This window comes from Burkholderia sp. BCC0097 (assembly GCF_902832985.1).
GTDB lineage: Bacteria > Pseudomonadota > Gammaproteobacteria > Burkholderiales > Burkholderiaceae > Burkholderia > Burkholderia orbicola.
The window spans coordinates 498,286-520,418 of sequence record NZ_CADFDM010000004.1; the positions used below are offsets into that span (position 1 = coordinate 498,286).

Below are 22,133 nucleotides of genomic sequence, written 5' to 3' on the forward strand. Positions count from 1 at the left end.
GTCGTTCCGGAAAAAGGCGCCGCCGGCCCCGGCGGCGCCCATCGCATTACACCGTGCGCAGCTTCGACACGCGCCGGTTCTGCAGCATCACCAGGCGTTCCATGTACGCGAGATCCTTCGGCTCGATCGTGAACGCCGCATGCACCCACGCTTCCGTGATGTCCATCAGCTCCGAGCGCGACAGCTGGAACACGCGTTCGCGGGCGCGCAGCATCGCGCGGATGCCGTTCAGCTTGGGCTTCGTCACGTCGATGAAGGTGCGCGTCGCCAGATACGCGTCACCGGCGTCGAACGTCTCGTCGATCAGCCCCTGGTCTTCGTACCACTCGGCCGCATGCGCTTCGCCGGTCGCGATCAGCGATTCCGCGAGGCCGCGGTTCGCCTTGCGCGCAACCAGCGAATAGCCGCCCATGCCCGGGAACAGGTTGAACGCGATCTCGGGGAAGCCGAGTTTCACGCCCTTCTGCGCGAGCACGTAGTGATGCGCGAGCGCGGCCTCGAAGCCGCCGCCGAGCGCGCTGCCCTCGACCATCGCGATCGAGATCGCGCCGGTGCCGAAGCCCGTGTAGATCTCGTACACGCCGTCGATGCACGAACGCGCGTACGCCATCAACTGGTCGCGTCGGCCACTGCGGATCGCGTCGACGAAGAAGCTCAGGTCCCCGCCGACGTTGAACAGCTCGGGGACGAGCGAGCCCGTCACCCAGAAGTCGAACGTGAGGCCCGAGTCGCGTGCGACGCGCGCGAGATGGATGATGTCGGTGACGAGTTGTTGGTTGAAGCACGGCCGCGGCTCCGATCGCAGCATCATCCACATGACGTTACGGCCTTCTTCGTAGAAGGCGGTCAGTTGCGAGAGTTCGCCGGCTTCGTAAAACGGGCGGCATGCCGGATGGGATTGGAGTTGCATGGTATGTCCTCGTGAGATGTGGTTTTAAAGACCGCCGCGCCAGGCGCCATGCGGGGGATCGGGTTGCCCGCATGGCGCCTGGCGCGAGGCATCGCCATTGTTGCGCGCGCACAAATGTCGAATTGCGGGGAACAACGCACGACCGGGACACCGGTGCGGCTTGCGTTCGGGGCGCGGGGGCGGGTGACGACGGATCGAGGGGCCGAGGTCGGTGGATGGAAGGGACTGGAGCGGAGCGGGCGCGCCGGCGATGAGGCTGCCGGCGTCGCCGGTCGCTTACGCGCCGAAAGCGACGTCGGGACGCCGATCCGCTGTTGCGGGTCGGGCTGGCCGGCGTGCTGGCGGTTCGTCTCGCCGTGCGCGTGAGGGAGCGCGCGGCGCGCATGGCCGCTCGGCGTCGATCAGCTTCGGATGCCGCCGTTCGAGACGCAGCACCGTTGGCAGCGTGCCTGACAGGATCACGCGCAGCCACGCGAACGCCATCACGCGGTCAGCGGTTGCGGAAGCGTCGCCGATCGGCACGAGGTCTCCTTCCCGCTGGCGCGGCTTGACGCTCGCCAGCCCGTCGCCCACACTGGGCCGCACGGCGGCCACGCGTGCGGGTGCGTGCGAGCGGCCTGTCATGCGCGCGTCATGCGGTACGACTCCCGCTCCGGCGCGCGGCGCTGACGTCCGGTAACGAACGCGCGGAGAGCTTCGACGTGGTGCGTTTTTATTTCCGATGGACCAGCTGCCTGCTCGTGTGCGCCGTTGTGTTCGGCGCGGGCACGGCCGTGGCCGACACGCGCGGCTCACACGACACGCGGGACGCTCGCGACGCGGCCGATATGGCGCCCGTCACGCTCGTGAGCGATGTTCACGAATTCGTGATCCAGCACGACGGTTCGCTCGACGAGCACGACGATTCGACGCTGCGCGCGAACGACGCGAACGGCATCGATGCCGTTGCGCAGCGCTACGTATGGTTCGACAAGAATCTCGAGAAGGTGGAACTGCTCGCGGCCGAGACGATCGACCGCGACGGCGTCGCGCATCCGGTCGGCGCGGATGGCATTCGCGACGTGCAGGAGCCGCGCTCGGCCGGCGCGCCGACGTTCCAGGACGGGCTGCTGCGCACCGTCGTGTTTCCCGGCGTCGAAGCCGGGTCGAGCACTCGCGTTGCTTTCCGCAAGACCCGCACGAAGCCGGTCAATCGCGGCTACTTCGGCTACACCGTCGAGCCGTCGCGCGAGCCGGTCGACAGCCAGCGGCTGATCTTCGACGTGCCGGCCGACATGCCGCTGTACGCGGACGCGCGCGGCTACGTCGCGCTGCCGCCGGTCACGGCGAACGGCCGCACGCGTTACGAATTCGACTACCGGCACGGTGCGTATGATCGCATCGAAAGCGGCGCGGTCGGCTATCCGACCTACGGCGACCGGCTCGTCGTGTCGACGCTGCCCGACTACGCGGCGTTCGCCGCGCGCTACCGCAACGCGGCCGTCGACCCGAGCACGAACGATGCGGCCGTCGTGCAGCTGGCGCGTGCGCTCACGGCGAATGCCGCCGATCCGCGCGACAAGGCGCGCATCCTGTACGACTGGGTGCAGGCGAACGTGCGCTACGTCGGGTTGTTTCTCGGCGAGACGGCTGCCGCACCGCATCGCGTGACCGATATCCTGCGCAACCGCTACGGCGACTGCAAGGATCATGTCGCGCTGTTCGGCGCGTTGCTCGCGGCGGTCGGCGTTCGCAGCGAACCGGTGCTGATCAATCTCGGCGCCGTGTACACGCTGCCGTCGGTGCCCGGCTACGGCGGCGGCGCGATCAATCATGCGATTACGTGGCTGCCCGATCTCGGCCTCTACGCGGATACGACGACGGCCGGCATCGCGTTCGGCTACCTGCCGCCGATCGTGATGGATCGCCCGGCGCTGCTGGTCGATACGGGCGTGCTGTCGCGCACGCCGGCCACGCAGCCGCGTGCCCGCACCGCGCGGATCGCGATCGATGCCGCGCAGCCCGGCGCCGCGCGTTTTCAGGCGTATGTCGAGGACGACGGCTGGACGGCCGAACTCGAACGCAACCTGTTTCGCCGCGCGTCGCGCGAGCGCATCGCGCAACTGGCGAACGAGCGTCTGCGGCAAAGCGGCCTGCGCGGCCGCGCGCAACTGTCGACCAGCGACCGGCGCGTGACGGACGGGCCGTTCGACGTGACCGTGACCGGCACGCTCGATCATTTCGTCTGGCCGGACGGCACGACCGCGTTGCCCGCGCTGTCGAGCGTCACGGGCGGTATCGCGACCCAGGTCGAGACCTGGCTGGCCGAGCCGGTGCGCACGCAGCCGTGGGGCTGCATCGGCGGCGCGTTCGACGAGACCGGCCAGATCGCGTTGCCGGCGGGCGTGGTCGTGACCGACCTGCCGGCCGATACGGCCGTGCACGACCGCTTCGTCGACTTCACGTCGCATTACGTGTTCGATGCGGCCGCGCGCGTCGTGCAGATTACGCGGCGGATGAACGCGGATTTCGGGCGGCAGGTCTGCACGCCGGACGAATTCGCGGCGCTGCGCGCGTCGCTCGAGCGCATCGAGCGCGACACGCAGGCGCAGATCGTCGTGCGGGCGAAGCCGCGTTGAGCGGCGCGGGCACGGCATTCGCTCCGAACCGGCGAATCACCGGAATCGCCGACGCGCAGGAGGGACATCATGACGGAACGGGATCACGAGATCGCCGAACTCTCGAAGGAATTGCTGGGCCGGATCGTGCAGGGCACGCTCGCGACCGGCGCGACCGTCGACGTGGAGCAGTGCGCGGCGCTCGCCGTGCAGTGCGCGACGGCGCTGGTCGACCGGCTCGACGCGTTGAAGTGACGGCCAGCGGGCCGCCACCGCCGCCGGCGCCGCGCGTCGGTCGTTACGCTTCGGCGGGCACGTCGCCGTCCGCGCGCACGGCGCCCGGCGGCTTGCCGACCACGCGCTTGAACGCACGGCTGAACGCCGCGAGCGAACCGTAGCCGAGCCGGTACGCGACCGCTTCGATCGTCTCGCGGTCGCGGGCGATCCATTGCGCGGCGAGCCGCATCCGCAGCTCGGTCAGGTAGCGCACGGGCGTCATCCCGGTGGCCGCGAGGAAGCGCTCGGCGAACACCGAGCGCGACACACCTGCTTCGGTCGCGAGTTCCGCGACGCTCCAGTTGCGGCCCGGGTCGCGATGCAGCGCGACGATCGCGCGGCCGAGCTTCGGCTCGCGCAGCGCCTGCACCCAGCCGGTCGCGTCGCCGCATCCGCACTCGACCCAGCCGCGCACGATGAACGCCGCGACCACGTCCGCCAGCCGCGCGAGGATGCCCGCGAAGCCCGCGCGCGCCGTGCACGCCTCGCGCTCCATCGCGTCGAGCATCGGGCGGATCTCCGGGTAGCGCGCGAGCAGCGTGCCCACGTGCATGAACGCGGGCATCGTGCCGACCAGCGGCTGCATGCCGCCGAGGTCGAGTTCCATGCAGGCGCTGAAGATCAGCGCATCGCCGGCGCCGGGTTCCGTCGTCGCGCAGCTCGTGGGCGACACGCCGGCCGACGCCACCGACGCGACCGTATCGCAGATCTTCGCGACCTCGAAGCCGTCGATCTCGCGGCACGGCACATCCGGATCGGACACCAGTGCGTGCATGCCGCCCTGCGGCAACAGGATCGCGTCGCCGGCCTCGAGCCGCATCGTCTCGCCCGATGCGCCGCGCAGCAGCACGGGCCCGCGCACGACGAAATGGAACTGCGCGCGGCCCGGCGCATGGCCGAAATTCAGCCCGAACGGCCGCGCGACCTGGATGCGGCGGTACTGGACGCCGCTCAGGCGCATCCCGAGCAGCAACTCGCTGACGAGGTCGTGCACGTCGGGAATAGGGGGCAGAAGGGGCTCGGACATATCGAGATACGGACGTTCGATCAACAAGAACGGATTGTATGTCATAGACCGTCCTGTCGCTGTTCCTTACGATACGCCTTTATCAGTACTTTCCCTAACCGACACGGAACCCCGCATGAATCCCGGAATCTCCTCGGCCGCCTCGACGGCGGCCCCCCGCGAACCGGCCTGGGGCGCGGTCTTCGCAATGACGCTCGGCGTGTTCGGACTCGTCACGGCCGAATTCCTGCCGGCGAGCCTGCTGACGCCGATGGCCGACAGCCTCGGCGTGACCGAAGGCGTGGCCGGACAGGCCGTCACGGCCACCGCCACGGTCGCGCTCGTCACGAGCCTGCTGATCTCCGCACTCACGCGCACGATCGACCGGCGGCGCGTGCTGCTCGTGTTCTCGGTGCTGCTCGTCGTATCGAACCTCGCCGTCGCGTTCGCGCCGAATCTGGCCATGCTGCTGTTCGGCCGCGTCGTGCTCGGCATCGCGCTCGGCGGCTTCTGGACGATGGCAACCGCCACCGCGATGCGGCTCGTGCCGACGGCGATGGTGCCGCGCGCGCTGTCGATCATCTTCAGCGGCGTGGCGGTCGCGACCATCGCGTCCGCGCCGATGGGCAGCTACTTCGGTCACCTGATCGGCTGGCGCAACGTGTTCCTGATCGCGGCCGTGCTCGGCGGCATCGCGTTCGTGTCGCAGATCCTCACGCTGCCGTCGATGCCGCCGAGCGGCACGACGCGGCTGCGCACGCTGATCGACGTGCTGCGCCGGCCGAGCGTCGGCCTCGGGATGTTCGCGACGATCCTCGTGTTCACCGGCCATTTCGCGTTCTTCACGTATCTGCGGCCATTCCTCGAACAGGTGGCGGGCGTCGGCGTGAACGGGCTGTCGGCGATCCTGCTCGGCTACGGCATCGCCAACTTCGTCGGCACGTCGCTCGCGGGCCGCGTGCTCGAACACCGGCTGCGGCCGATGCTGATCGGCATGCCCGCGCTGATGGTCGTGCTCGGCATCGCGCTCGTCGTGCTCGGCCGCGCGCCGATGATCGACGCGGTGCTGGTCGCGTTGTGGGGGATGGCGTTCGGCGGCGTGCCGGTCGCGTGGTCGACGTGGGTCACGCGCACCGTGCCCGACGAGGCCGAGAGCGCGGGCGGGCTGATCGTCGCGGCGATCCAGCTCGCGATCGCGACGGGTGCGGCCGCCGGCGGCGTCGTGTTCGACGCGAACGGCGCGGCCGGCGTGTTCGTCGGCGCGGCGATCGTGCTGGCGGTCGCGGTCGCGACGATCGTGACCGGCGTGCCGAAGCGGGTCGGCGTGGTGGCGTCCTGACCGGCCTGGCGGCCCGCGTGGCACGGGCCGCCAGGCGATCGTCCGCGCGTCAGGCGGCGCCGGCGCCCGCGATGCCGTCGAGTGCCGCGAGCGCGTCGGCCGGCAGATCGAGGTCGGCGGCCGCGAGATTCTCGCGCAGATGCGCGACCGACGACGTGCCGGGAATCAGCAGGAGATTCGGCGCGCGGCGCAGCAGCCACGCCAGCGCGACCTGCATCGGCGTCGCGCCGAGGCGGGCCGCGACGCCGGACAGCGTCGACGACTGCAGCGGCGAGAAGCCGCCGAGCGGAAAGTACGGCACGTACGCGATGCCGTCACGGGCCAGCGTGTCGATCAGCGCATCGTCGCCGCGATGCGCGATGTTGTAGTGGTTCTGCACGCAGACGATGTCGCAGATCCTCCGGCCTTGCGCGACCTGCGCGGGCGTGACGTTGCTCAGGCCGATGTGCCGCACGAGCCCGCGCCGCTGCAACTCCGCGAGCGTGGCCAGCGGCGCCTCGATCGATCCTTCGGCCGGCCCGTGCGTGTCGAACATGATGCGCAGGTTGACGACGTCGAGCACATCGAGCCCCAGGTTGCGCAGGTTGTCGTGCACGGCCCGTTCGAGTTCGTCGGGCGCGAAAGCGGGCAGCCATGATGCGTCGTCGCCGCGGCGCGCGCCGATCTTGGTGACGATCACGAGATCGTCGCGATACGGATGCAGCGCGTCGCGAATCAACTGGTTCGTGACGTGCGGGCCGTAGAAGTCGCTGGTGTCGAGATGGTCGACGCCGGATTCGACGGCTTCGCGCAACACGTTCAATGCGGCTTCGCGATCTTTCGGCGGCCCGAATACACCGGGGCCCGCAAGCTGCATCGCGCCGTAGCCGATCCGTTTGACGTGGCGATCGCCGAGCCTGAAGGTGGCGGTGTGGCGAATATCGGGCATGACCGTACTCCTGTCGAAGAGATGAATGCGTTCAGCATAAGGACGAGTCGGCTGCGCGATAAGCCGGCATAATTCGCACGGGTTGTACGAAAAGGCGAACAATGCAAACCGATCTGGGCGATCTGAACGCATTCATGGCCGTGGCACGCGCCAATGGATTCCGCGATGCCGCACGCGTGACGGGCCTCAGTGCGTCCGGCCTGAGCGAGGCCGTGCGCCGGCTGGAAGCGCGGCTCGGCGTGCGGCTGCTGCACCGCACGACGCGCAGCGTCGTGCCCACCGAAGCCGGCGAGCGCCTGCTCGCGCGCCTCGCGCCCGCCCTGACCGAAGTGGCGGCGGCGCTCGACGGTATCGACGAATTCCGCGGCCGACCGGCCGGCACGCTGAAGCTCAACGTGCCGGTCAGCGCCTCGCGGCTCGTGTTGCCGGCGATCGTGCCGCGCTTTCTCGAGGCGTATCCGGACATCCGGCTGGAAGTGACCGCCGACGAAAGTTTCGTCGACGTGCTGGCGGCCGGCTGCGACGCGGGCATCCGCTACGACGAACGGCTCGAACAGGACATGATCGCGGTGCCGATCGGCCCGCGCATCCAGCGGTTCGCGACCGCGGCGGCGCCCGGCTATCTCGACCGGCACGGCCGGCCGCGGCATCCACGCGACCTGCTCGGCCATCGGTGCCTGCGCGGACGCTTCGCAAGCGGCGCGATGCCGCCGTGGGAATACGAGCGCGACGGCGAGGTCGTGCGGGTCGAGCCGGCCGCCGGGCCGCTGCTGGTCCAGATCGGCGGGGCGACGGAGCTGATGGTCGACGCGGCGATCGCCGGGACGGGGGTCCTGTATCTGTTCGAAGACTGGGTGCGCCCGCATTTCGACAGCGGCGCGCTCGAGCCCGTGCTCGAACCGTGGTGGCGGCCCTTCTCCGGCCCCTTTCTGTATTACCCGGGGCGGCGGCTCGTGCCGCCGGCGCTACGCGCGTTCATCGATTTCATCAAGGTATCCTGAGCATTGGTTCGTGCGCCGGGCGTGCGCGCCGAGCAGGTGCCGCGTGCCATCGTCGGTCAGGGGGCGATCGATGCGCGACGCATGTGCCGCAGCAGACCGCGCGACCCCGAAGCGTGGAAGCGGGCGTGCCGTGCGCCAATGACATGCGATGTAATCGTTTGACGCGCGGTGGACGCCCGCCGGTCCCGCGAATCCGTCAGTTGCCTTGCTTGACCAGCGCCGCGAGCGCTTTCATCGCCTGCAGATACGGATACGGCCCGTGGCTGATGCGCGCCACGCCGTAATCGGCGAGTTCCGCGAGCGTCGGCGTTTCCGCGACGCGCATCACGTTCACCGGCAGCGGCGACGCGGCGGTCAGCGCGCGAATCAGCGCCGGCGAGCGCAGGCCCGGCACGAACAGGCCGTCGGCGCCGGCCGCCGCATAAGCGCGGGCGCGCGCCAGCGTCGCGTCGAGCAATCGTTCGTCGTGCGTATCGGCGGCTGCCTTGAAGAACACGTCGGTGCGCGCGTTGATGAAGTAGTCGGCGCCCGCGCGATCGGCGGCTTGCCGGGCTGCCGCGAGGCGGGCCGCCGCTTCGTCGACGTCGCGCAGTTCGCCCGTCGACGGAAAACTGTCTTCGAGATTGCAGCCGATCGCGCCGGCCCGGATGCTGAGCGCGATCGTCTCGGCGACATCTTCCGGCCGCTCGCCGTAGCCGCTTTCGAGGTCGACGGTGACGGGCAGGTCCGTCGCGCGCACGATCCGCTCCAGCACTTCCATCATCAGCGCGCGCGGCATCTGCTCGCCGTCGCCGAAACCGTTGGCTGCCGCGACCGACCAGCTGCCGGTCGCCAGCGCGGCGGCGCCGGCGTCGGCCGCCGCCCGCGCACTGCCGGCATCCCATACGTTGAACAGCGCCAACGGCTGGCCCGCGCGGTGAAGCGACCGGAAAATCGCGCCTTTCTCGTTGCTGCCCATGCTCGTCTCCTCGTGAATACCGGATCGGTTGTCGTGCCGAGCGATATTGCCATCGAATCGGGCGGTGCGACCGGCGTGCGCAATGTCTGCTGACAGCGTGTGACAGGAAGTGCGCATGGCGGCCGCGGCACGATCCGTGCGCCGCCTCAGTCGCGCGACCCCGGCTCGATCGACAGCGTGCGCAACTGGCCGCGCAACTGGTCGACTTCGCCCGGCGCGAACGGCCGCTCGATCTCGGCATGCGTCTGCTGCCACAGCGGGAACGCTTCGGCCAGCAGCTCGTGTCCGGCTGGCGTGAGTTCCAGCAGGCGGCTGCGTCGGTCGTCCGGGTCTTGCGTAATCGTGACGAGGCCGCGCCGCTCGAGCGGCTTGAGCGCCGCGGTGAGCGTGGTGCGGTCCATCGCGAGCAGCGACGCGACCGATTTCATCGGGCCCGGTTGCGGCCGGTTCAGCGACATCAACAGCGAAAACTGGCCGTTGGTGAGGTCGAGCGGGCGCAGCACGTCGTCGAAGATGCGCGCCAGATTGCGGGCCGCGCGCTGCATGTGCAGGCATAGGCAGCAATCGCGCACCATCAGCGTCGTTTCGAAGGGAAGCTTTTCTTTGCGTGCCATGTTGCAATTGTGTTGATATCAACCTATCGTGTCAAGGTCGAGGCGCGGCAGCCCGCCGCGCCCGTCATCGGAGGAGAAGGCATGAGTGCGCAACAACCGTTGTATCTCGCCGTATTTCTCGGAACCCAGGATAGCCCGGCGATGAAGGCCTGGATCGCGCTGCCGGAGGAGGAGCGGCGCACCCGCGAGCGTGACGGCATCGCCGCGTGGCATGCGTGGGTCGAGCGGCATCGCGACGCGATCGTCGAGCTGGGCGGCCCGCTCGGCAAGACCAAGCGCATCGACGCGAGCGGCATTCACGACACGACCAATGCGCTGAGCGGCTTCACCGTCGTGCGGGCGGCGTCGCACGAGGCGGCCGCCGCGCTGTTCGAAGGTCATCCGCATTTCACGCTGTTCCCGGGCGTGTCGGTGGACGTGATGCCGGTGCTGGCGATTCCCGGCGCATGAGCGACGCGCGCTGCGGGGCGCCGCGCGTCGCGTCGCGCGACGTGTCGTGCCCGGCATGCGGCAAATATTTTTACGACGTTCTGGATGGAGACTGGCGATGAAGCTTTACGGATTTGCCGGCACCCGCTCGCAACGGGCGCTGTGGGGGCTGAAGGAACTGGATGCGGATTTCGAATTCGTGTCGGTCAACCTGCTCGAGGGCGCGCACAAGCGGCCCGAATTCCTGCGCCTCAATCCGGCCGGCAAGGTGCCGGTGCTGGTGGACGGCGACCTCGTGATTCCCGAATCGGCCGCGATCGTTCTGTATCTCGCGGACAAGTACCCGGAGAAGGCGCTGCTGCCCGTCGATCCGGCGCTGCGGGCGGAGGCCTATCGATGGATCATGTTCGCGGTGACGGAGCTGGAGCAACCGCTGTGGCGGATCACGCGGCATACGTTCCTCTATCCGCCGGAGAAGCGCTCGCCGGCCGATATCGAACTGGCGCGCGAGGATTTCACGACGATGGCCGCGATTCTCGACACGCATCTCGAAGGGCGCGAATTCATCGTCGGCGATTCGCTGACGGTGGCCGATTGCGTGACGGCCTACCTGATCGACTGGGCGAGCGAATGCCACTTGATCGAACCGTTCCCGCAATTGCGCGCGTATCTCGAACGGCTGTATGCGCGGCCGAAGGCGCCGCAGCGGATCGCGGACGCGAGGAAGGCGGCGTGAAAGTGAAACGGGCGGCGGGTCATGTGCCGCATCGGCATGACGCGCCGCGCCCGCCCATGATCACGAAACGGTGTCGGGCCCGCCCAGCGCACGACACAGCATCGCCAGGTCACGCAACATGAGATGCGGTGTTTCCGTACGCAGCGGCGCCTGTCCTCCTTCCTCCCCAGGCTCGCGTACGACCCAAGCGGCCTGAAGCCCCGCATTCAACGCGCCGACGATATCGAGGTGGAAGTCGTCGCCCACATGCAGCAATTCGGCCGGCCGCACGCCGAGCGCGTCCGCCGCCGCATGGAAGATTTCGGGTTCGGGCTTGGCGAAGCCGAATGCACGCGCGCTGAGCGTCGTGCGGAAGAATTCGCCGCCGCCGGTCAGCCGAAGGTCGGCGTTGCCGTTGGTGACCGCGATCAATGGAAAGCGGGCGCTCAACCACGCCAGCGCCGGCAATGCGTCTTCGTAGAATTCGACACGATTGCGCGCCGCGTAGAAGACGTCGTAAGCGGACTCGGTCAGCGAGACATCTTCGTTCGCGCGTTCCAGCGCAAGCCGGATCGAGCCGATTCGCATCGCGCGATAGTCGCTGGCGAGATCCGGGCACAACCGTTCGTATTCCTCACGGAGCGCACTGAGCGCCTGTTGCGTCGGCAGCACGCTTGCGGTATTGGGCGCGTGCTCGATCAGCCATGTGCGCAGCGTCGCCTCGGCCCGAACGACGGACGGCCCGAACGGCCACAGGGTGTCGTCGAGGTCGAACGAGAGGGCGGAAACTTTGGCGAGACGCATGGCGGTTGAAAGCGGGAAGTCGTTTTACCAGGGCCACGGAACGGAGGTTCCACTGCCGTTGTCGAGGGCATGCCGATACAGGAAGCGCGCGACGGTCAGATCCTGCAGCGCGAGCCCCGTCATGTCGAAGACGGTGATCTCGTGCGCGGCACGGTCGACCGATGTCGCACCCGCGAGGATGTCACCGATTTCCGTGCGCGGCAAATCCGGCGCCCACTGGCACTCGCCGATGCTGCGTGCCTGATCGTGATCGTCGACGACGATGCGCGCGCGTTCCAGCACGCCGGCCGGCAGTTCGCGCTTGCCCGCGGTATCGGCTCCCACGCAGGTCAGGTGGGTGCCCGGCTGAACCGCATCCGCATCGAACAAGGGGCCGCCGCCGGGCGTGGCCGTGATCACCACGTCGCTATTGGCGACCGCATCGTTCCGGTCGCGCGCCACCCCGATCGTGCATCGATCGACGAAGTGCGCTTCGAATACAGGGTCCGGTTTGCCGCTGACGGTCACGTATTGCACCGTGCACCGCCGCGGCAGCAGCGCGAGCGCGTAGTCGAGCTGCACGCGCGCCTGCACGCCGGTGCCGAACACGCAGAGCCGCGTGCTGTCGCGCCGCGCGAGCTGTTGCAGCCCAAGGCCCCCCGCCGCGCCGGTTCGCGCGGTGGTGATCGCGTTGCCGTCCATGATGCACAGCGGGCGGCCCGTCGCCGGATCGAACAACGCGACGGTGGCCTGATGCGGCTCGCCGCCGACGGTTCGATTGGCCGGCCAGAATCCGGCCGCCTTGAAGCCGAGCAGATCCTGGCCGGCGACGTCGCCCGACTTGATGCCGAACACGCCGCCGGTATGCAGCTTCTCGCGCACGACCGGGAATACGCGTCCGGCCCTTTGACTGTGCAGCACGAAGGCTTCGCGCACGGCCGCCATCACTTGCCCGGTTTGCAGGGCGGGCTCGACGGCATCGCGGTCGAGGAGAAGAAGGCGGGCGTCGGTCGGCATGGTCGGGGTGCCTTTGCGGTACGGGGCGAATCGAGAGTTTTTAAAGTTTGTCCAAATATGGACAAATAGTCAATGTGCGGAGGGCGCGGGATGGAAGCGGGCCTCGCTCACCAACCATAGAAGCGCGGCCACGTCTGCGCGGCGCCGTCGTCGCCGATGGCCTGGTATTCGGGATGCTGAGCGCCGGTGGCGCACGCGTGATTCGGCAGGATGCGCAGCCGCGTGCCGATCGGAAACCGCTGCGCGATGCCCGTATCCGGCGTGCCCGCGCGCGACACGATTCCGTGTTCCTGGTTGGCGCCGCTCATCAGGTAGTCGCCGAGCACGTCGCCGGCTTCGGTACAGACCTGCCCATAGCCGAAATCGCGCGCCTGGCGCTGCGTGCCGCGGTCGCGGCTCATCGCCATCCAGCCCGCGTCGACGATCGCCCACCCTTTCTCTTCCTGATGGCCGATCACGGTGGTCAGCACCGACAGCGCGATGTCGGACGGCTCGCACACGCCGATGTTGTGCATCACGAGGTCGAACATCACGTACACGCCGGCGCGCACTTCGGTCACGCCGTCGAGCCGTTCCGCGGCCAGCGCGGTGGGCGTCGACCCGATGCTCACGACCGGGCACGGCAACCCGGCGGCCCTCAGGCGGTCCGCCGCCCGCACGGTGCGGCTGCGCTCCTGTTCGGCGATCGCGATGAGTGCCGCGCGCGTGTCGTATTCGTAGCTGGAGCCCGCGTGAGCGAGCACGCCGCCGAGCAGCATGCCGCCGTCGGTCAGCGCGCGGCCGACGTCGATCAGCAGGTCGGCGTCGGGCGGGATGCCCGAGCGGTGGCCGTCGACGTCGACCTCGATCCACACGTCGAAACGTTCGCCGTGCTCGCGCCCGAAGGCGGCGATCGCGTGCGCGGCCGGCAGGCTGTCGGCGACGATCTTCAGGTCGCAGCCTTGGCGGCGCAGCGCAAGCGCCTGGCCGAGCTTGGCGGGCACCATGCCGACCGCATAGACGATGTCGCGGATGCCGTCCGCGAAGAACTGCTCGGCTTCCTTGAGCGTCGATACCGTGATGCCTTGCGCGCCCGCCGCGATCTGCGCGTCGACGACCTGTCGGCATTTGGTGGTCTTGACGTGCGGCCGGAACCGCACGCCGAGCGCGTCCAGATGCGTCTGCATGCGCGCGATGTTGCGCTGCATGCGGCCGACGTCGATCAATGCGGCCGGGGTGTTGAGGGTATGAAGGTCCACGATGCGTCCGATTGCGGGGTTGCCGATGCGGACACTGTAGGGCGGTTGGCTCGCGTCGTGTTTAATGCGGGGCTAATTTGCCATTAAGCGGCTTTTAATCCGGAAGTGCCTCGTGGACAGCAGTCGGTTCACGCTTTGCCGCGCCACGGCGGCGGATCGAGAAACTGCCGCGCGGCATCGAGAAACACGCGCTGCCGCGCGGAGCGGCCGGTGCGCGACGGCAGCAGCGCCGTTACCGGCGCGGGCGGCAGGCGCCAGCCGGGCAGCAACCGGACGAGCTTGCCGTTCGCGAGCAGCGGCGCGACGTCCCATTCGGAGCGCTCGACGATGCCGAGCCCGGCCAGCGCCCATTCGGTGATGACGGTGCCGTCGTTGGACGACAGCGCGCCGGTGACGCGGATGACGGTAGCCCGTCGCGATTCGCCCTCGATGCCGTTCGCGGGCGAGAAGCGCCAGCGCGGGATGTCCTCGTCGTTTTCGCGCAGGCACAGGCAGTCGTATCGGGTCAGGTCGGACGGATGATTCAGGTCCTTGAGGCGGCGCGCGTACCCGGGGCTCGCGCACAGGAAGCGCTCGTTGGGCGCGAGCGGATAGCCGATCCACGAAGACGACTTGAGGCTGCCGACATGGACGACCACGTCGGCCCCCGATGCGCTGGTCAGCGGGCTCTCCGACAGGTGGAGCGAGATTTCGAGTTTCGGATGCGCGCGCTGCACGTCGCGCACGATCCGCGCGACGTACTTGCGGCCGAAGCCGAGCGGGGCGACGACGCGCAGCGTGCCCTGCACGTCGCCGTGGTCGCCCGCGATGCTGACCGGCAGCGCCTCCACGCGCTCGAGAATGCCGACGGCTTCCTGGTACAGCCGCTGCCCTTCGTCGGTCAGCGCAATGCCTTTCGGCTGCCGCACGGCGAGCCGCGCGTTCAGGCGTGCCTCCATTCGTTGCAGGCGAATCGTGACCGCGGGCGGCGTGAGATCGAGCAGCCGGGCGGCAGCGGCCAGGGATCGCGATGTGCCGATCGCCCGGACGAGTCGGAGATCGTCGAGGTCGAGCATTTCATGGCTCTTAATGCGGATGATGTCGAGCATTAAACCGCATATCGAGCGGCGAAGCCATCGACGTGGCGTGGAGCCACGACGCCGAGGATGGCCGGAACGCGCCTGTCCCATTCGCCCGATATATTGAGTTTTCCGAATCGATCGCGACGTTCCGCCTGCGAACCCACCTACGCATCCAGCCCGAAAATCAGCGACCGGTGGGCGCCCACGCCGGCCGCCACGCCCGAAGCCGATGCGAACGTCGCATTGGTCATCAGGCTCGACGCGTCGCCGGCCGCGTACACGCCGGCGACGCTCGTCTGTTTCCACGTATCGACGCGAATCGCGGTGCCGAGCGGCCCTTCGTCGAACGCGCAGCCGAGTTGCCGCGCGAGGTCGCTCGCCATGTCGGTGCGCGCGCCGATGAAGAGTGCGTCGATCGGCACGACCTGCCCGTCGGCGAGCCGCAGCGCGTCGATACGCGGCGCATCGCCGAGGATCTCGACGACCGGCGAGTGCTCGATGCGCACGCCGCGCGCCGCAAGCAACGCGGCTTCCTCTTCGTTCGCTTCGACCACGCCCTGCGTGAACCACGTCGTCGGGCCCCAGTCCGGAATCAGGATCGCCTGATGGACCGACAGCGGATGCGTGGCGAGCACGCCGAGCCGCTGGCCGCTCACTTCATATCCGTGGCAGTACGGGCAGTGCAGCACGGTGACGCCCCAGCGTTCCGCGAGCCCCGGCAGCGCGGGCAGTTCGTCGCGAATGCCGGTCGCGAGAATCAGTCGGTCGGCGCTTGCGCGGCTGCCGTCGGCCAGCGTCACGTGAAAGCGTCCGTGCGCGTCGCGCTCGGCGGTGCGCGCCTCGCCTTCGATGCGCTGCACGGTCGGATACGCGGCGAGTTGCGCGGCGGCTTCGGCGACGATCCGCGCGGGCGGCTTGCCGTCCTGCCCGAAGAAGCCGTGCGCGTGTTCGGCAAAGCGGTTGCGCGGCCGGCCGGCATCGATCACGAGCACGCGGCGGCGTGCCCGCGCCAGCTGCATCGCGGCCGACAGCCCCGCGAAGCTGCCGCCGATCACGATCACTTCATGACGGGAATGCATGCATCAACTCCTTTCTGAACCTGCGTGAATGACCCACGTGCTCCGCTTGCGGCCAACTCATGAAACACGAGAAGTTGCATGATAGGGCGGTGATATCATTCATGCAACTTCAGAAGTTTCGAGAGAGGGGAGTCCCGCTTGTGAGAACCGACAGCCGTTTGTCGCGCATGCTGCATGCGCTGATCCACATGGACCAGGCCGACGGCCCGCTGACGTCGGAGACGATCGCGACGATGCTGTGCACGAACCCGGTCGTCGTGCGGCGCCTGCTCGGCGGGTTGCGCGATTGCGGCTACGTGCAGTCGGAGAAGGGGCACGGCGGCGGCTGGGCGCTGAGCGTCGCGCTCGACGACATCACGCTGCTCGACGTCTATCGCGCGGTGGGCGAGCCGCCGCTGTTTTCCGACCTGGTGCCCGAGGACGAGCCCGAATGCCTGGTCGAACAGGCGGTCAACGCGCATCTGTCGGCGACGCTGAAGGACGCCGAAGCGTCGCTCCTGGCACGCTTCGGCGAAGTCACGCTCGGCATGCTGTCGCGCGATTTCGAAGCGAAGGCGGCGCTGCGGGGGTACACGCGCTGACGTGGCGCAGGCATCCCGATCGAGCGCGCCTGACACGCAATCTGGCACGATCCGGCGCGGCCGAAACCGCCGCGCCGCCATGTTCTGTCCCCCAACTTCTGCCCGGTTCGCCCGCCACAGGGCAAAATACGGGTTTTCCGCACCCGCGAGGGCGCGTTCGAATCACGCGCCGGGCGGCGCCAGTGCGCATGCCGCACGCCGCCGCCGGGCGCCCAGGCAAGAAACGCTCGCCGTGCTGCGAGCCCACAGGAGTCCAGACCCCATGCCCGAATCCAACCTGTCCTTCTTCGGCCGGCTGTCGCTGGCCGTCGGCACGTTCTTCTCCGTGCTCGGCAATCGCGAGTTCGCGGCCGACGTACTGCGCGTGCGCGATGGCGCGCCGGCACCCGTTGCACCCGCCCCGACCCCGGCGCCCGCTGCCGCGCCCGTCGCACCCGCGCCGGTGAAGGCGGCGGCCCCCGAGCTGCGCGAAGCGAGCCCGCAGGCCGCCCTGCAACTGCTCGGCCTGCTGCAACGCGATGCGCGCTTCATCGATTTCGTCGAGGAAGACATCGCCGGCTACGCGGACGCCGACATCGGCGCGGCCGCACGCCTCGTGCACGACGGTTGCCGCGCCGCGCTGCGCGAACACTTCACGATCGTGCCGGTGCGCGACGAAGCCGAAGGCAGCCGCGTGACGCTGCCGGCCGGCTTCGACGCGACGGCCGTGCGCGTGACCGGCAACGTGGTCGGCTCCGCGCCGTTCACCGGCACCGTCAGCCATCGCGGCTGGCGCGTGGCCGACGTGCGCCTGCCGAAGCTGACGGGCAGCCACGACGCATCGGTCGTCGCACCGGCGGAGGTGGAACTGTGAGCGATCCACGCTATTCGATCGGTATCGACCTCGGGACGACCCATTGCGCGCTGTCGTACGTCGACAGCAGCACGAGCGACGGCGAAAAGATCACGCAGCAGGTGCTGCCGATCGCGCAGTTGACCGCACCCGGCGCGCTGGAATCGCGCGACCTGCTGCCGTCGTTCCTCTACCTGCCGCATGAAAGCGAACTGACGCAGGGCGACCTGACGCTGCCGTGGACGGATTCGCGCGGCTTCGCGGTCGGCGAAATGGCGCGCACGCGCGGTGCCGGCACGCCGATCCGCCTCGTATCGAGCGCGAAGAGCTGGCTGTGTCACCCGGGTGTCGACCGCCGCGCGGCGATCCTGCCGAGCGATGCGCCGCCGGAAGTGGCCCGCGTGTCGCCGCTGGAAAGCTCGATCCGCTATCTGACGCACCTGCGCGAAGCGTGGGACCACGCGCATCCCGACGTGCCGTTCGCCGACCAGGACGTGACGGTCACGATCCCCGCGTCGTTCGATCCGGCCGCGCGCGAACTGACGGCGGAAGCCGCGCGCGCCGCCGGCTACTCGCGGATGACGCTGCTGGAAGAGCCGCAAGCGGCGCTTTACAGTTGGATCCAGAAGAGCGAAGGCGGCTGGCGCAAGCAGGTGCAGGTCGGCGACCTGATCCTGTGCGTCGACGTCGGCGGCGGCACGACCGACCTGTCGCTGATCGCGGTGGTCGAGCGCGACGGCAATCTCGAACTGCATCGCGTGGCGGTGGGCGAGCACATCCTGCTCGGCGGCGACAACATGGACCTCGCGCTCGCGCACGTGGTCGCGCGCAAGCTCGCGCAGCAGGGCACGCAGGCCGATCCGTGGCAACTGCGCGCGCTGACCTACGCGTGCCGCTCGGCCAAGGAAACGCTGCTGTCCGACCCGACCACCGACGCGGTGCCGCTCGTCGTGCCGAGCCGCGGCTCGAAGCTGATCGGCGGCTCGATCCGCACCGAGCTGACGCGCGCGGAACTGACGCAGACGATTCTCGAAGGTTTCTTCCCGCAGGTCGATGCGGCCGCGCGCCCGGTGAGCCGCGCGCGTGTCGGCCTGACGCAGCTCGGCCTGCCGTATGCGCAGGATGCCGGCATCACGCGCCATCTCGCGGCATTCCTCGGCCGCCAGGTCGCGGCGCTCGACACGCTCGAAGGCGTGCAGCGCACGCTGCCGCAGGGCGCGACGTTCCTGCATCCGACCGCTGTGCTGTTCAACGGCGGCGTGTTCAAGTCGACGCTGCTCACGCAGCGCGTGCTCGATACGCTCAACAGCTGGCTCGCCGCGGAAGGCGCGCCGCCCGCCCGCCTGCTCGAAGGCGCGGATCTCGATCTCGCGGTCGCGCGCGGCGCGGCGTACTACGGCTACGTGAAGCGCGGCCGCGGCGTGCGCATTCGCGGCGGCACGGCGCGTGCGTACTACGTCGCGATCGAATCGGCGATGCCCGCGGTGCCGGGGCTCGAGCCGCCGGTGCAGGCGCTGTGCGTCGCGCCGTTCGGGATGGAGGAAGGCTCGGACGCGGCGCTGCCGCCGCAGGAGTTCGGTCTCGTCGTCGGCGAACCGGTGCAGTTCCGCTTCTTCGGTTCGTCGGTGCGCCGCCAGGATCAGGTCGGCACGCTGCTCGACTACTGGTCGCCGGAAGAGCTGCAGGAGCTGGAGGAAATCCAGGCGACGCTGCCCGCCGAAGGGCGCACCGTCGGCGAAGTCGTGCCGGTGAAGCTGCATGCGCGCGTGACCGAAGCCGGCACGCTCGAACTCGAGGCGATCCCGAGCGGCACGAACGAGCGCTGGAAGGTCGAGTTCGACGTGCGCGGCGCCGCCTGAGCGCGATGAAGCGTTATACGGTCGGCATCGACCTCGGCACGAGCAATACGGTCGTCGCGTACGTCGAGGCCGGCTCCGACGCGATCCGCGTGTTCGACGTCGAGCAACTGGTCGGGCCCGGCGCGGTGGCCGCGCAGCCGCTGCTGCCGTCGGTGCGCTATCACCCGGCGGCGGGCGAGCTGCCGCAGGATGCGTTGCGGCTGCCGTGGGCGGCGGATTCGAAGGGGGATGCGAAGGCGGTTTCGAAGGCCGCTCCGAACGCGGACGCGAAGGCTGATCCGAAGGCCGACGCTAATGCGGCCGGTGCACTGCCCGCCGTGATCGGCCGCTACGCGCGCACGCTCGGCGCGCAGGTGCCGGGGCGGCTCGTGACCAGCGCGAAGAGCTGGCTGTCGCACGCCGCGGTCGACCGGCTCGCGGCGATCCTGCCGTGGGGCGCGGCCGATGGCGTCGACAAGGTGTCGCCGGTCGATGCGAGCGCGAGCTATCTCGCGCATGTGCGCGACGCGTGGAACGCGCGTTTTCCCGATGCGCCGCTCGCGCAGCAGGACGTGATCCTGACGGTGCCCGCGTCGTTCGACGACGGCGCGCGTGCGTTGACCGTCGAGGCCGCGCGGCGCGCGAAGCTGCCGGCGCTGCGCTTGCTCGAAGAACCGCAGGCCGCGTTCTACGACTGGCTGTACGGCCAGCGCGACACGTTGCGCGAGACGTTCGCCGCGGCGCGGCGCGTGCTGATCTGCGACGTCGGCGGCGGCACGACCGACCTCACGCTCGTCGACGTCGCGCCGGGCGACGACGGCGAACCGACCTTCACGCGCGTCGGCGTCGGCAATCACCTGATGCTCGGCGGCGACAACATGGACCTTGCGCTCGCGCGCCTGGTCGAGTCACGGCTGACCGAGCCCGGTACGCGGCTGTCGGCCGCGAGCCTGTCGCAACTCGTCGAGCGCTGCCGCGCGGCGAAGGAGCGGCTGCTCGGTGACGACGCGCCGGCGTCCGTCACCGTCACGCTGCTCGGCGCGGGCAGCAAGCTCGTCGGCGGTGCGCGTTCGGCGGAGCTGACGCGGCAGGAAGTCGAGCAGATCGTCGTCGACGGGTTCTTTCCGCAGGTCGAGGCCGGCGAATTGCCGCGCCGTGCGCGCGCGGCGATCGTCGAATTCGGCTTGCCGTATGCGAGCGACGCGGCCGTCACGCGCCACGTCGCCGCGTTTCTGAACCGTCATGCGGAAGGCCCGCTGCCGGACACGCTGCTGCTCAACGGCGGCGTGTTCCGCGCGGGCGCGCTCGCCGGTCGTCTCGCGCAGACGCTCGGTGCGTGGCGCGGCGCACCGCTCGACGTGCTGCACAACGCGCATCCCGATGTGGCCGTCGCGCGCGGCGCGGTGGCCTACGGGCTTGCGCGCGCCGGGCATGCGCCGCGCATCGGCGGCGGCTCCGCGCGGAGCTATTTCCTCGTGCTCGACGATGGCGAAGGCGACGCAGCCGCCCGCGGCGTCTGCCTGCTGCCGCGCGGCGCGGAAGAGGGCCGCGAGATCCGCCTCGACGATCGCACGTTCGCGCTGCAGCTCGGGCAGCCGGTGCGTTTCCACCTCGTGTCGACGGTGGCCGACACGAAGTATCAACCCGGCGATCTCGTCGATCTCGACGGCGGCGATTTCGTGCGGCTGCCGCCGATCGCGACGGTCGTCGACGCGAAGGCGGGCGGCGACGCGCGCGAAACGCCGGTGAAGCTCACCGCGTCGCTGACCGAGGTCGGCACGCTCGAAATGCATTGCATCGCGACCGACGACGCGGCGCGCCGCTGGCGGCTCGAATTCCAGTTGCGCGGCGATGCACCGGTGCAAGGCGACGATGCGGCGCTCGCGCGGCATCCGCGGCTCGACCAGGCGCTCGAGCTGATCGAGCGTTCGTTCGGCAGCAAGGCCGCGGGCGTGACGCCGAAGGACACGCGCCGGTTGCGCGCGCAACTCGAACAGGTGCTCGGCGCGCGCGAAGACTGGGATGTCGCGCTCGCACGCGAACTGTTCGACGCGTTGCTTGCGCGGGCGCGGCGGCGGCGTCGCTCGGCCGATCATGAGCGCGCGTGGCTGAATCTCGCCGGGTATTGCCTGCGTCCGGGTTTCGGCCATCCGCTCGACGCATGGCGCATCGAGCAGCTGTGGCCGCTGTTCGACGACGGCATTCAGTATGTGACCGATGCACAGGTGTGGTCCGAGTGGTGGACGCTGTGGCGGCGCGTGGCCGGCGGCCTCGACGACGATGCGCAGACGCAGGTGCGCGACGCGATCGCGTTCCTCGAGCCATCCGACGACAAGCGGCGCAAGCTGCCGTTCGATCCGGCCAAGGTCGGGCCGGCCGACATGACGCGGTTGTCCGCGTCGCTCGAACGGCTGCCCGTCGCGCGCAAGGTCGAGCTGGCCGAGCGCCTGATCGCGCAATTGCAGAAGCCGGCCGATCGCGCGTTGTGCGCGTGGGCGCTCGGGCGGATCGGAGCAAGGCGGCCGTTCTATGGCAGTGCGCACAGCGTCGTGCCGGCGGAAATCGTCATCGGTTGGCTCGATGCGCTGTTCGCGCTCGACTGGAAGCAGGTCGAGCCGGCTGCGTTCGCGGCTGCCCAGATCGCGCGGATGACCGGCGACCGTTCGCGCGATCTGCCGGACGACACGCGCGAGGCCGTCATCAAGCGCCTGTCGGCGGCGAATGCATCGGCGGCGTGGATCGACATGGTCCGTGAAGCGATCGCGTTCGATGAAGCCGATACGGTGCGCGTGTTCGGTGAAACGCTGCCGGCCGGGTTGAAGCTGCTGGGCGGGTGAGCGCAGTACGGAGGCTTCGATCTCGTTCGCAGACCGAAGCCTCCAGTCTCGATCGCGGTCGCGCCGCCCATCGCACGACGTCGAAGCCGGTTTC

21 protein-coding genes are annotated in these 22,133 nt (G+C 69.4%); 10 read left to right on the top strand and 11 right to left on the bottom strand.

What is annotated here, in order from left to right:
- Positions 1 to 46: 46 nt before the first annotated feature.
- Together HWX07_RS15975 and HWX07_RS15980 are read right to left on the bottom strand one after the other, a co-directional pair.
- Complete coding sequence (locus HWX07_RS15975; RefSeq protein ID WP_059579986.1) at positions 47 to 910, bottom strand: crotonase/enoyl-CoA hydratase family protein; 864 nt, start codon at positions 908 to 910, stop codon at positions 47 to 49.
- Between the two features lie 276 nt (positions 911 to 1,186).
- Positions 1,187 to 1,534 (bottom strand): hypothetical protein, encoded by a 348-nt coding sequence (locus tag HWX07_RS15980; RefSeq protein ID WP_244130001.1) that lies wholly within the window; start codon positions 1,532 to 1,534, stop codon positions 1,187 to 1,189.
- Positions 1,535 to 1,611: 77 nt separating this feature from the next.
- Between HWX07_RS15980 and HWX07_RS15985 the strand changes: the two genes are divergently transcribed.
- Together HWX07_RS15985 and HWX07_RS15990 are read left to right on the top strand one after the other, a co-directional pair.
- Complete coding sequence (locus HWX07_RS15985) at positions 1,612 to 3,528, top strand: DUF3857 and transglutaminase domain-containing protein (protein WP_175876879.1); 1,917 nt, start codon at positions 1,612 to 1,614, stop codon at positions 3,526 to 3,528.
- Positions 3,529 to 3,597: 69 nt separating this feature from the next.
- Positions 3,598 to 3,762 carry a hypothetical protein gene (locus HWX07_RS15990; RefSeq protein WP_175876880.1) on the top strand — a complete coding sequence of 55 codons (165 nt, stop codon included), beginning with the start codon at positions 3,598 to 3,600 and terminating at the stop codon, positions 3,760 to 3,762.
- 43 nt (positions 3,763 to 3,805) lie between these two features.
- On the opposite strand, the gene HWX07_RS15995 is transcribed toward HWX07_RS15990, so the two are convergent.
- On the bottom strand, positions 3,806 to 4,855 hold the full coding sequence (locus tag HWX07_RS15995) for an AraC family transcriptional regulator (protein ID WP_175876881.1): 1,050 nt from the start codon (positions 4,853 to 4,855) through the stop codon (positions 3,806 to 3,808).
- Positions 4,856 to 4,925: 70 nt separating this feature from the next.
- Between HWX07_RS15995 and HWX07_RS16000 the strand changes: the two genes are divergently transcribed.
- Positions 4,926 to 6,128 (top strand): MFS transporter, encoded by a 1,203-nt coding sequence (locus HWX07_RS16000; RefSeq protein ID WP_175876882.1) that lies wholly within the window; start codon positions 4,926 to 4,928, stop codon positions 6,126 to 6,128.
- A gap of 49 nt (positions 6,129 to 6,177) precedes the next feature.
- Here HWX07_RS16000 and HWX07_RS16005 read toward each other — a convergent pair whose 3' ends face one another.
- On the bottom strand, positions 6,178 to 7,056 hold the full coding sequence (locus tag HWX07_RS16005; RefSeq protein ID WP_175876883.1) for an aldo/keto reductase family oxidoreductase: 879 nt from the start codon (positions 7,054 to 7,056) through the stop codon (positions 6,178 to 6,180).
- Positions 7,057 to 7,157: 101 nt separating this feature from the next.
- Here HWX07_RS16005 and HWX07_RS16010 point away from each other — a divergent pair, with 101 nt between their 5' ends.
- The gene (locus HWX07_RS16010; protein WP_175876884.1) at positions 7,158 to 8,057 is read left to right on the top strand and encodes a LysR family transcriptional regulator; all 900 of its coding nucleotides are present in this window, start codon (positions 7,158 to 7,160) and stop codon (positions 8,055 to 8,057) included.
- A 196-nt stretch (positions 8,058 to 8,253) separates the two neighbouring features.
- Here the strand turns inward: HWX07_RS16010 and HWX07_RS16015 are convergent, their stop codons facing one another.
- Positions 8,254 to 9,015, bottom strand: coding sequence for an isocitrate lyase/phosphoenolpyruvate mutase family protein (locus tag HWX07_RS16015; protein WP_175876885.1), 762 nt, complete (start codon positions 9,013 to 9,015; stop codon positions 8,254 to 8,256).
- Between the two features lie 146 nt (positions 9,016 to 9,161).
- Complete coding sequence (locus HWX07_RS16020) at positions 9,162 to 9,629, bottom strand: MarR family transcriptional regulator (protein WP_175876886.1); 468 nt, start codon at positions 9,627 to 9,629, stop codon at positions 9,162 to 9,164.
- Between the two features lie 81 nt (positions 9,630 to 9,710).
- Here HWX07_RS16020 and HWX07_RS16025 point away from each other — a divergent pair, with 81 nt between their 5' ends.
- Together HWX07_RS16025 and HWX07_RS16030 are read left to right on the top strand one after the other, a co-directional pair.
- Complete coding sequence (locus tag HWX07_RS16025; protein WP_175808221.1) at positions 9,711 to 10,079, top strand: hypothetical protein; 369 nt, start codon at positions 9,711 to 9,713, stop codon at positions 10,077 to 10,079.
- Positions 10,080 to 10,176: 97 nt separating this feature from the next.
- The gene (locus HWX07_RS16030) at positions 10,177 to 10,794 is read left to right on the top strand and encodes a glutathione S-transferase family protein (RefSeq protein WP_175808222.1); all 618 of its coding nucleotides are present in this window, start codon (positions 10,177 to 10,179) and stop codon (positions 10,792 to 10,794) included.
- A 60-nt stretch (positions 10,795 to 10,854) separates the two neighbouring features.
- Here HWX07_RS16030 and HWX07_RS16035 read toward each other — a convergent pair whose 3' ends face one another.
- The 5 genes from HWX07_RS16035 to HWX07_RS16055 form a co-directional block, all read right to left on the bottom strand.
- A complete protein-coding gene (locus HWX07_RS16035; RefSeq protein WP_175876887.1) occupies positions 10,855 to 11,577 on the bottom strand; it encodes an HAD family hydrolase in 723 nt (240 codons plus the stop codon).
- Positions 11,578 to 11,601: 24 nt separating this feature from the next.
- On the bottom strand, positions 11,602 to 12,573 hold the full coding sequence (locus HWX07_RS16040; RefSeq protein WP_175876888.1) for an ornithine cyclodeaminase family protein: 972 nt from the start codon (positions 12,571 to 12,573) through the stop codon (positions 11,602 to 11,604).
- A gap of 107 nt (positions 12,574 to 12,680) precedes the next feature.
- A complete protein-coding gene (locus HWX07_RS16045; RefSeq protein ID WP_175876889.1) occupies positions 12,681 to 13,811 on the bottom strand; it encodes a DSD1 family PLP-dependent enzyme in 1,131 nt (376 codons plus the stop codon).
- A gap of 128 nt (positions 13,812 to 13,939) precedes the next feature.
- On the bottom strand, positions 13,940 to 14,899 hold the full coding sequence (locus HWX07_RS16050) for a LysR substrate-binding domain-containing protein (RefSeq protein ID WP_175876890.1): 960 nt from the start codon (positions 14,897 to 14,899) through the stop codon (positions 13,940 to 13,942).
- 137 nt (positions 14,900 to 15,036) lie between these two features.
- Positions 15,037 to 15,951: an NAD(P)/FAD-dependent oxidoreductase gene (locus tag HWX07_RS16055; protein WP_175876891.1), complete on the bottom strand. Its 915-nt coding sequence runs from the start codon at positions 15,949 to 15,951 to the stop codon at positions 15,037 to 15,039.
- A gap of 140 nt (positions 15,952 to 16,091) precedes the next feature.
- Between HWX07_RS16055 and HWX07_RS16060 the strand changes: the two genes are divergently transcribed.
- From HWX07_RS16060 to HWX07_RS16075, 4 genes are all read left to right on the top strand, one after another.
- Positions 16,092 to 16,532, top strand: a complete 441-nt coding sequence (locus HWX07_RS16060; protein WP_175876892.1) for an Rrf2 family transcriptional regulator — start codon at positions 16,092 to 16,094, stop codon at positions 16,530 to 16,532.
- 262 nt (positions 16,533 to 16,794) lie between these two features.
- On the top strand, positions 16,795 to 17,385 hold the full coding sequence (locus tag HWX07_RS16065; RefSeq protein WP_175876893.1) for a DUF2760 domain-containing protein: 591 nt from the start codon (positions 16,795 to 16,797) through the stop codon (positions 17,383 to 17,385).
- On the top strand, positions 17,382 to 19,223 hold the full coding sequence (locus HWX07_RS16070) for an Hsp70 family protein (protein ID WP_175876894.1): 1,842 nt from the start codon (positions 17,382 to 17,384) through the stop codon (positions 19,221 to 19,223). The genes HWX07_RS16065 and HWX07_RS16070 overlap by 4 nt, the downstream gene beginning before the upstream one ends.
- A gap of 5 nt (positions 19,224 to 19,228) precedes the next feature.
- Complete coding sequence (locus tag HWX07_RS16075; RefSeq protein WP_175876895.1) at positions 19,229 to 22,039, top strand: Hsp70 family protein; 2,811 nt, start codon at positions 19,229 to 19,231, stop codon at positions 22,037 to 22,039.
- Positions 22,040 to 22,133: the final 94 nt, after the last annotated feature.

What these genes read in the sequence shown, in the direction of transcription:
- HWX07_RS15995 (WP_175876881.1), bottom strand. Translation starts at nt 4,855, where the DNA reads ATGACATACAATCCGTTCTTGTTGATCGAACGTCCGTATCTCGATATG.
- HWX07_RS16050 (WP_175876890.1), bottom strand. Translation starts at nt 14,899, where the DNA reads ATGCTCGACATCATCCGCATTAAGAGCCATGAAATGCTCGACCTCGAC.
- HWX07_RS15975 (WP_059579986.1), bottom strand. Translation starts at nt 910, where the DNA reads ATGCAACTCCAATCCCATCCGGCATGCCGCCCGTTTTACGAAGCCGGC.
- HWX07_RS16000 (WP_175876882.1), top strand. Translation starts at nt 4,926, where the DNA reads ATGAATCCCGGAATCTCCTCGGCCGCCTCGACGGCGGCCCCCCGCGAA.
- HWX07_RS15990 (WP_175876880.1), top strand. Translation starts at nt 3,598, where the DNA reads ATGACGGAACGGGATCACGAGATCGCCGAACTCTCGAAGGAATTGCTG.
- HWX07_RS16075 (WP_175876895.1), top strand. Translation starts at nt 19,229, where the DNA reads ATGAAGCGTTATACGGTCGGCATCGACCTCGGCACGAGCAATACGGTC.
- HWX07_RS15980 (WP_244130001.1), bottom strand. Translation starts at nt 1,534, where the DNA reads ATGACAGGCCGCTCGCACGCACCCGCACGCGTGGCCGCCGTGCGGCCC.
- HWX07_RS16055 (WP_175876891.1), bottom strand. Translation starts at nt 15,951, where the DNA reads ATGCATTCCCGTCATGAAGTGATCGTGATCGGCGGCAGCTTCGCGGGG.
- HWX07_RS16010 (WP_175876884.1), top strand. Translation starts at nt 7,158, where the DNA reads ATGCAAACCGATCTGGGCGATCTGAACGCATTCATGGCCGTGGCACGC.
- HWX07_RS16030 (WP_175808222.1), top strand. Translation starts at nt 10,177, where the DNA reads ATGAAGCTTTACGGATTTGCCGGCACCCGCTCGCAACGGGCGCTGTGG.
- HWX07_RS16065 (WP_175876893.1), top strand. Translation starts at nt 16,795, where the DNA reads ATGCCCGAATCCAACCTGTCCTTCTTCGGCCGGCTGTCGCTGGCCGTC.
- HWX07_RS16040 (WP_175876888.1), bottom strand. Translation starts at nt 12,573, where the DNA reads ATGCCGACCGACGCCCGCCTTCTTCTCCTCGACCGCGATGCCGTCGAG.
- HWX07_RS16020 (WP_175876886.1), bottom strand. Translation starts at nt 9,629, where the DNA reads ATGGCACGCAAAGAAAAGCTTCCCTTCGAAACGACGCTGATGGTGCGC.
- HWX07_RS16025 (WP_175808221.1), top strand. Translation starts at nt 9,711, where the DNA reads ATGAGTGCGCAACAACCGTTGTATCTCGCCGTATTTCTCGGAACCCAG.
- HWX07_RS16005 (WP_175876883.1), bottom strand. Translation starts at nt 7,056, where the DNA reads ATGCCCGATATTCGCCACACCGCCACCTTCAGGCTCGGCGATCGCCAC.
- HWX07_RS16015 (WP_175876885.1), bottom strand. Translation starts at nt 9,015, where the DNA reads ATGGGCAGCAACGAGAAAGGCGCGATTTTCCGGTCGCTTCACCGCGCG.
- HWX07_RS16035 (WP_175876887.1), bottom strand. Translation starts at nt 11,577, where the DNA reads ATGCGTCTCGCCAAAGTTTCCGCCCTCTCGTTCGACCTCGACGACACC.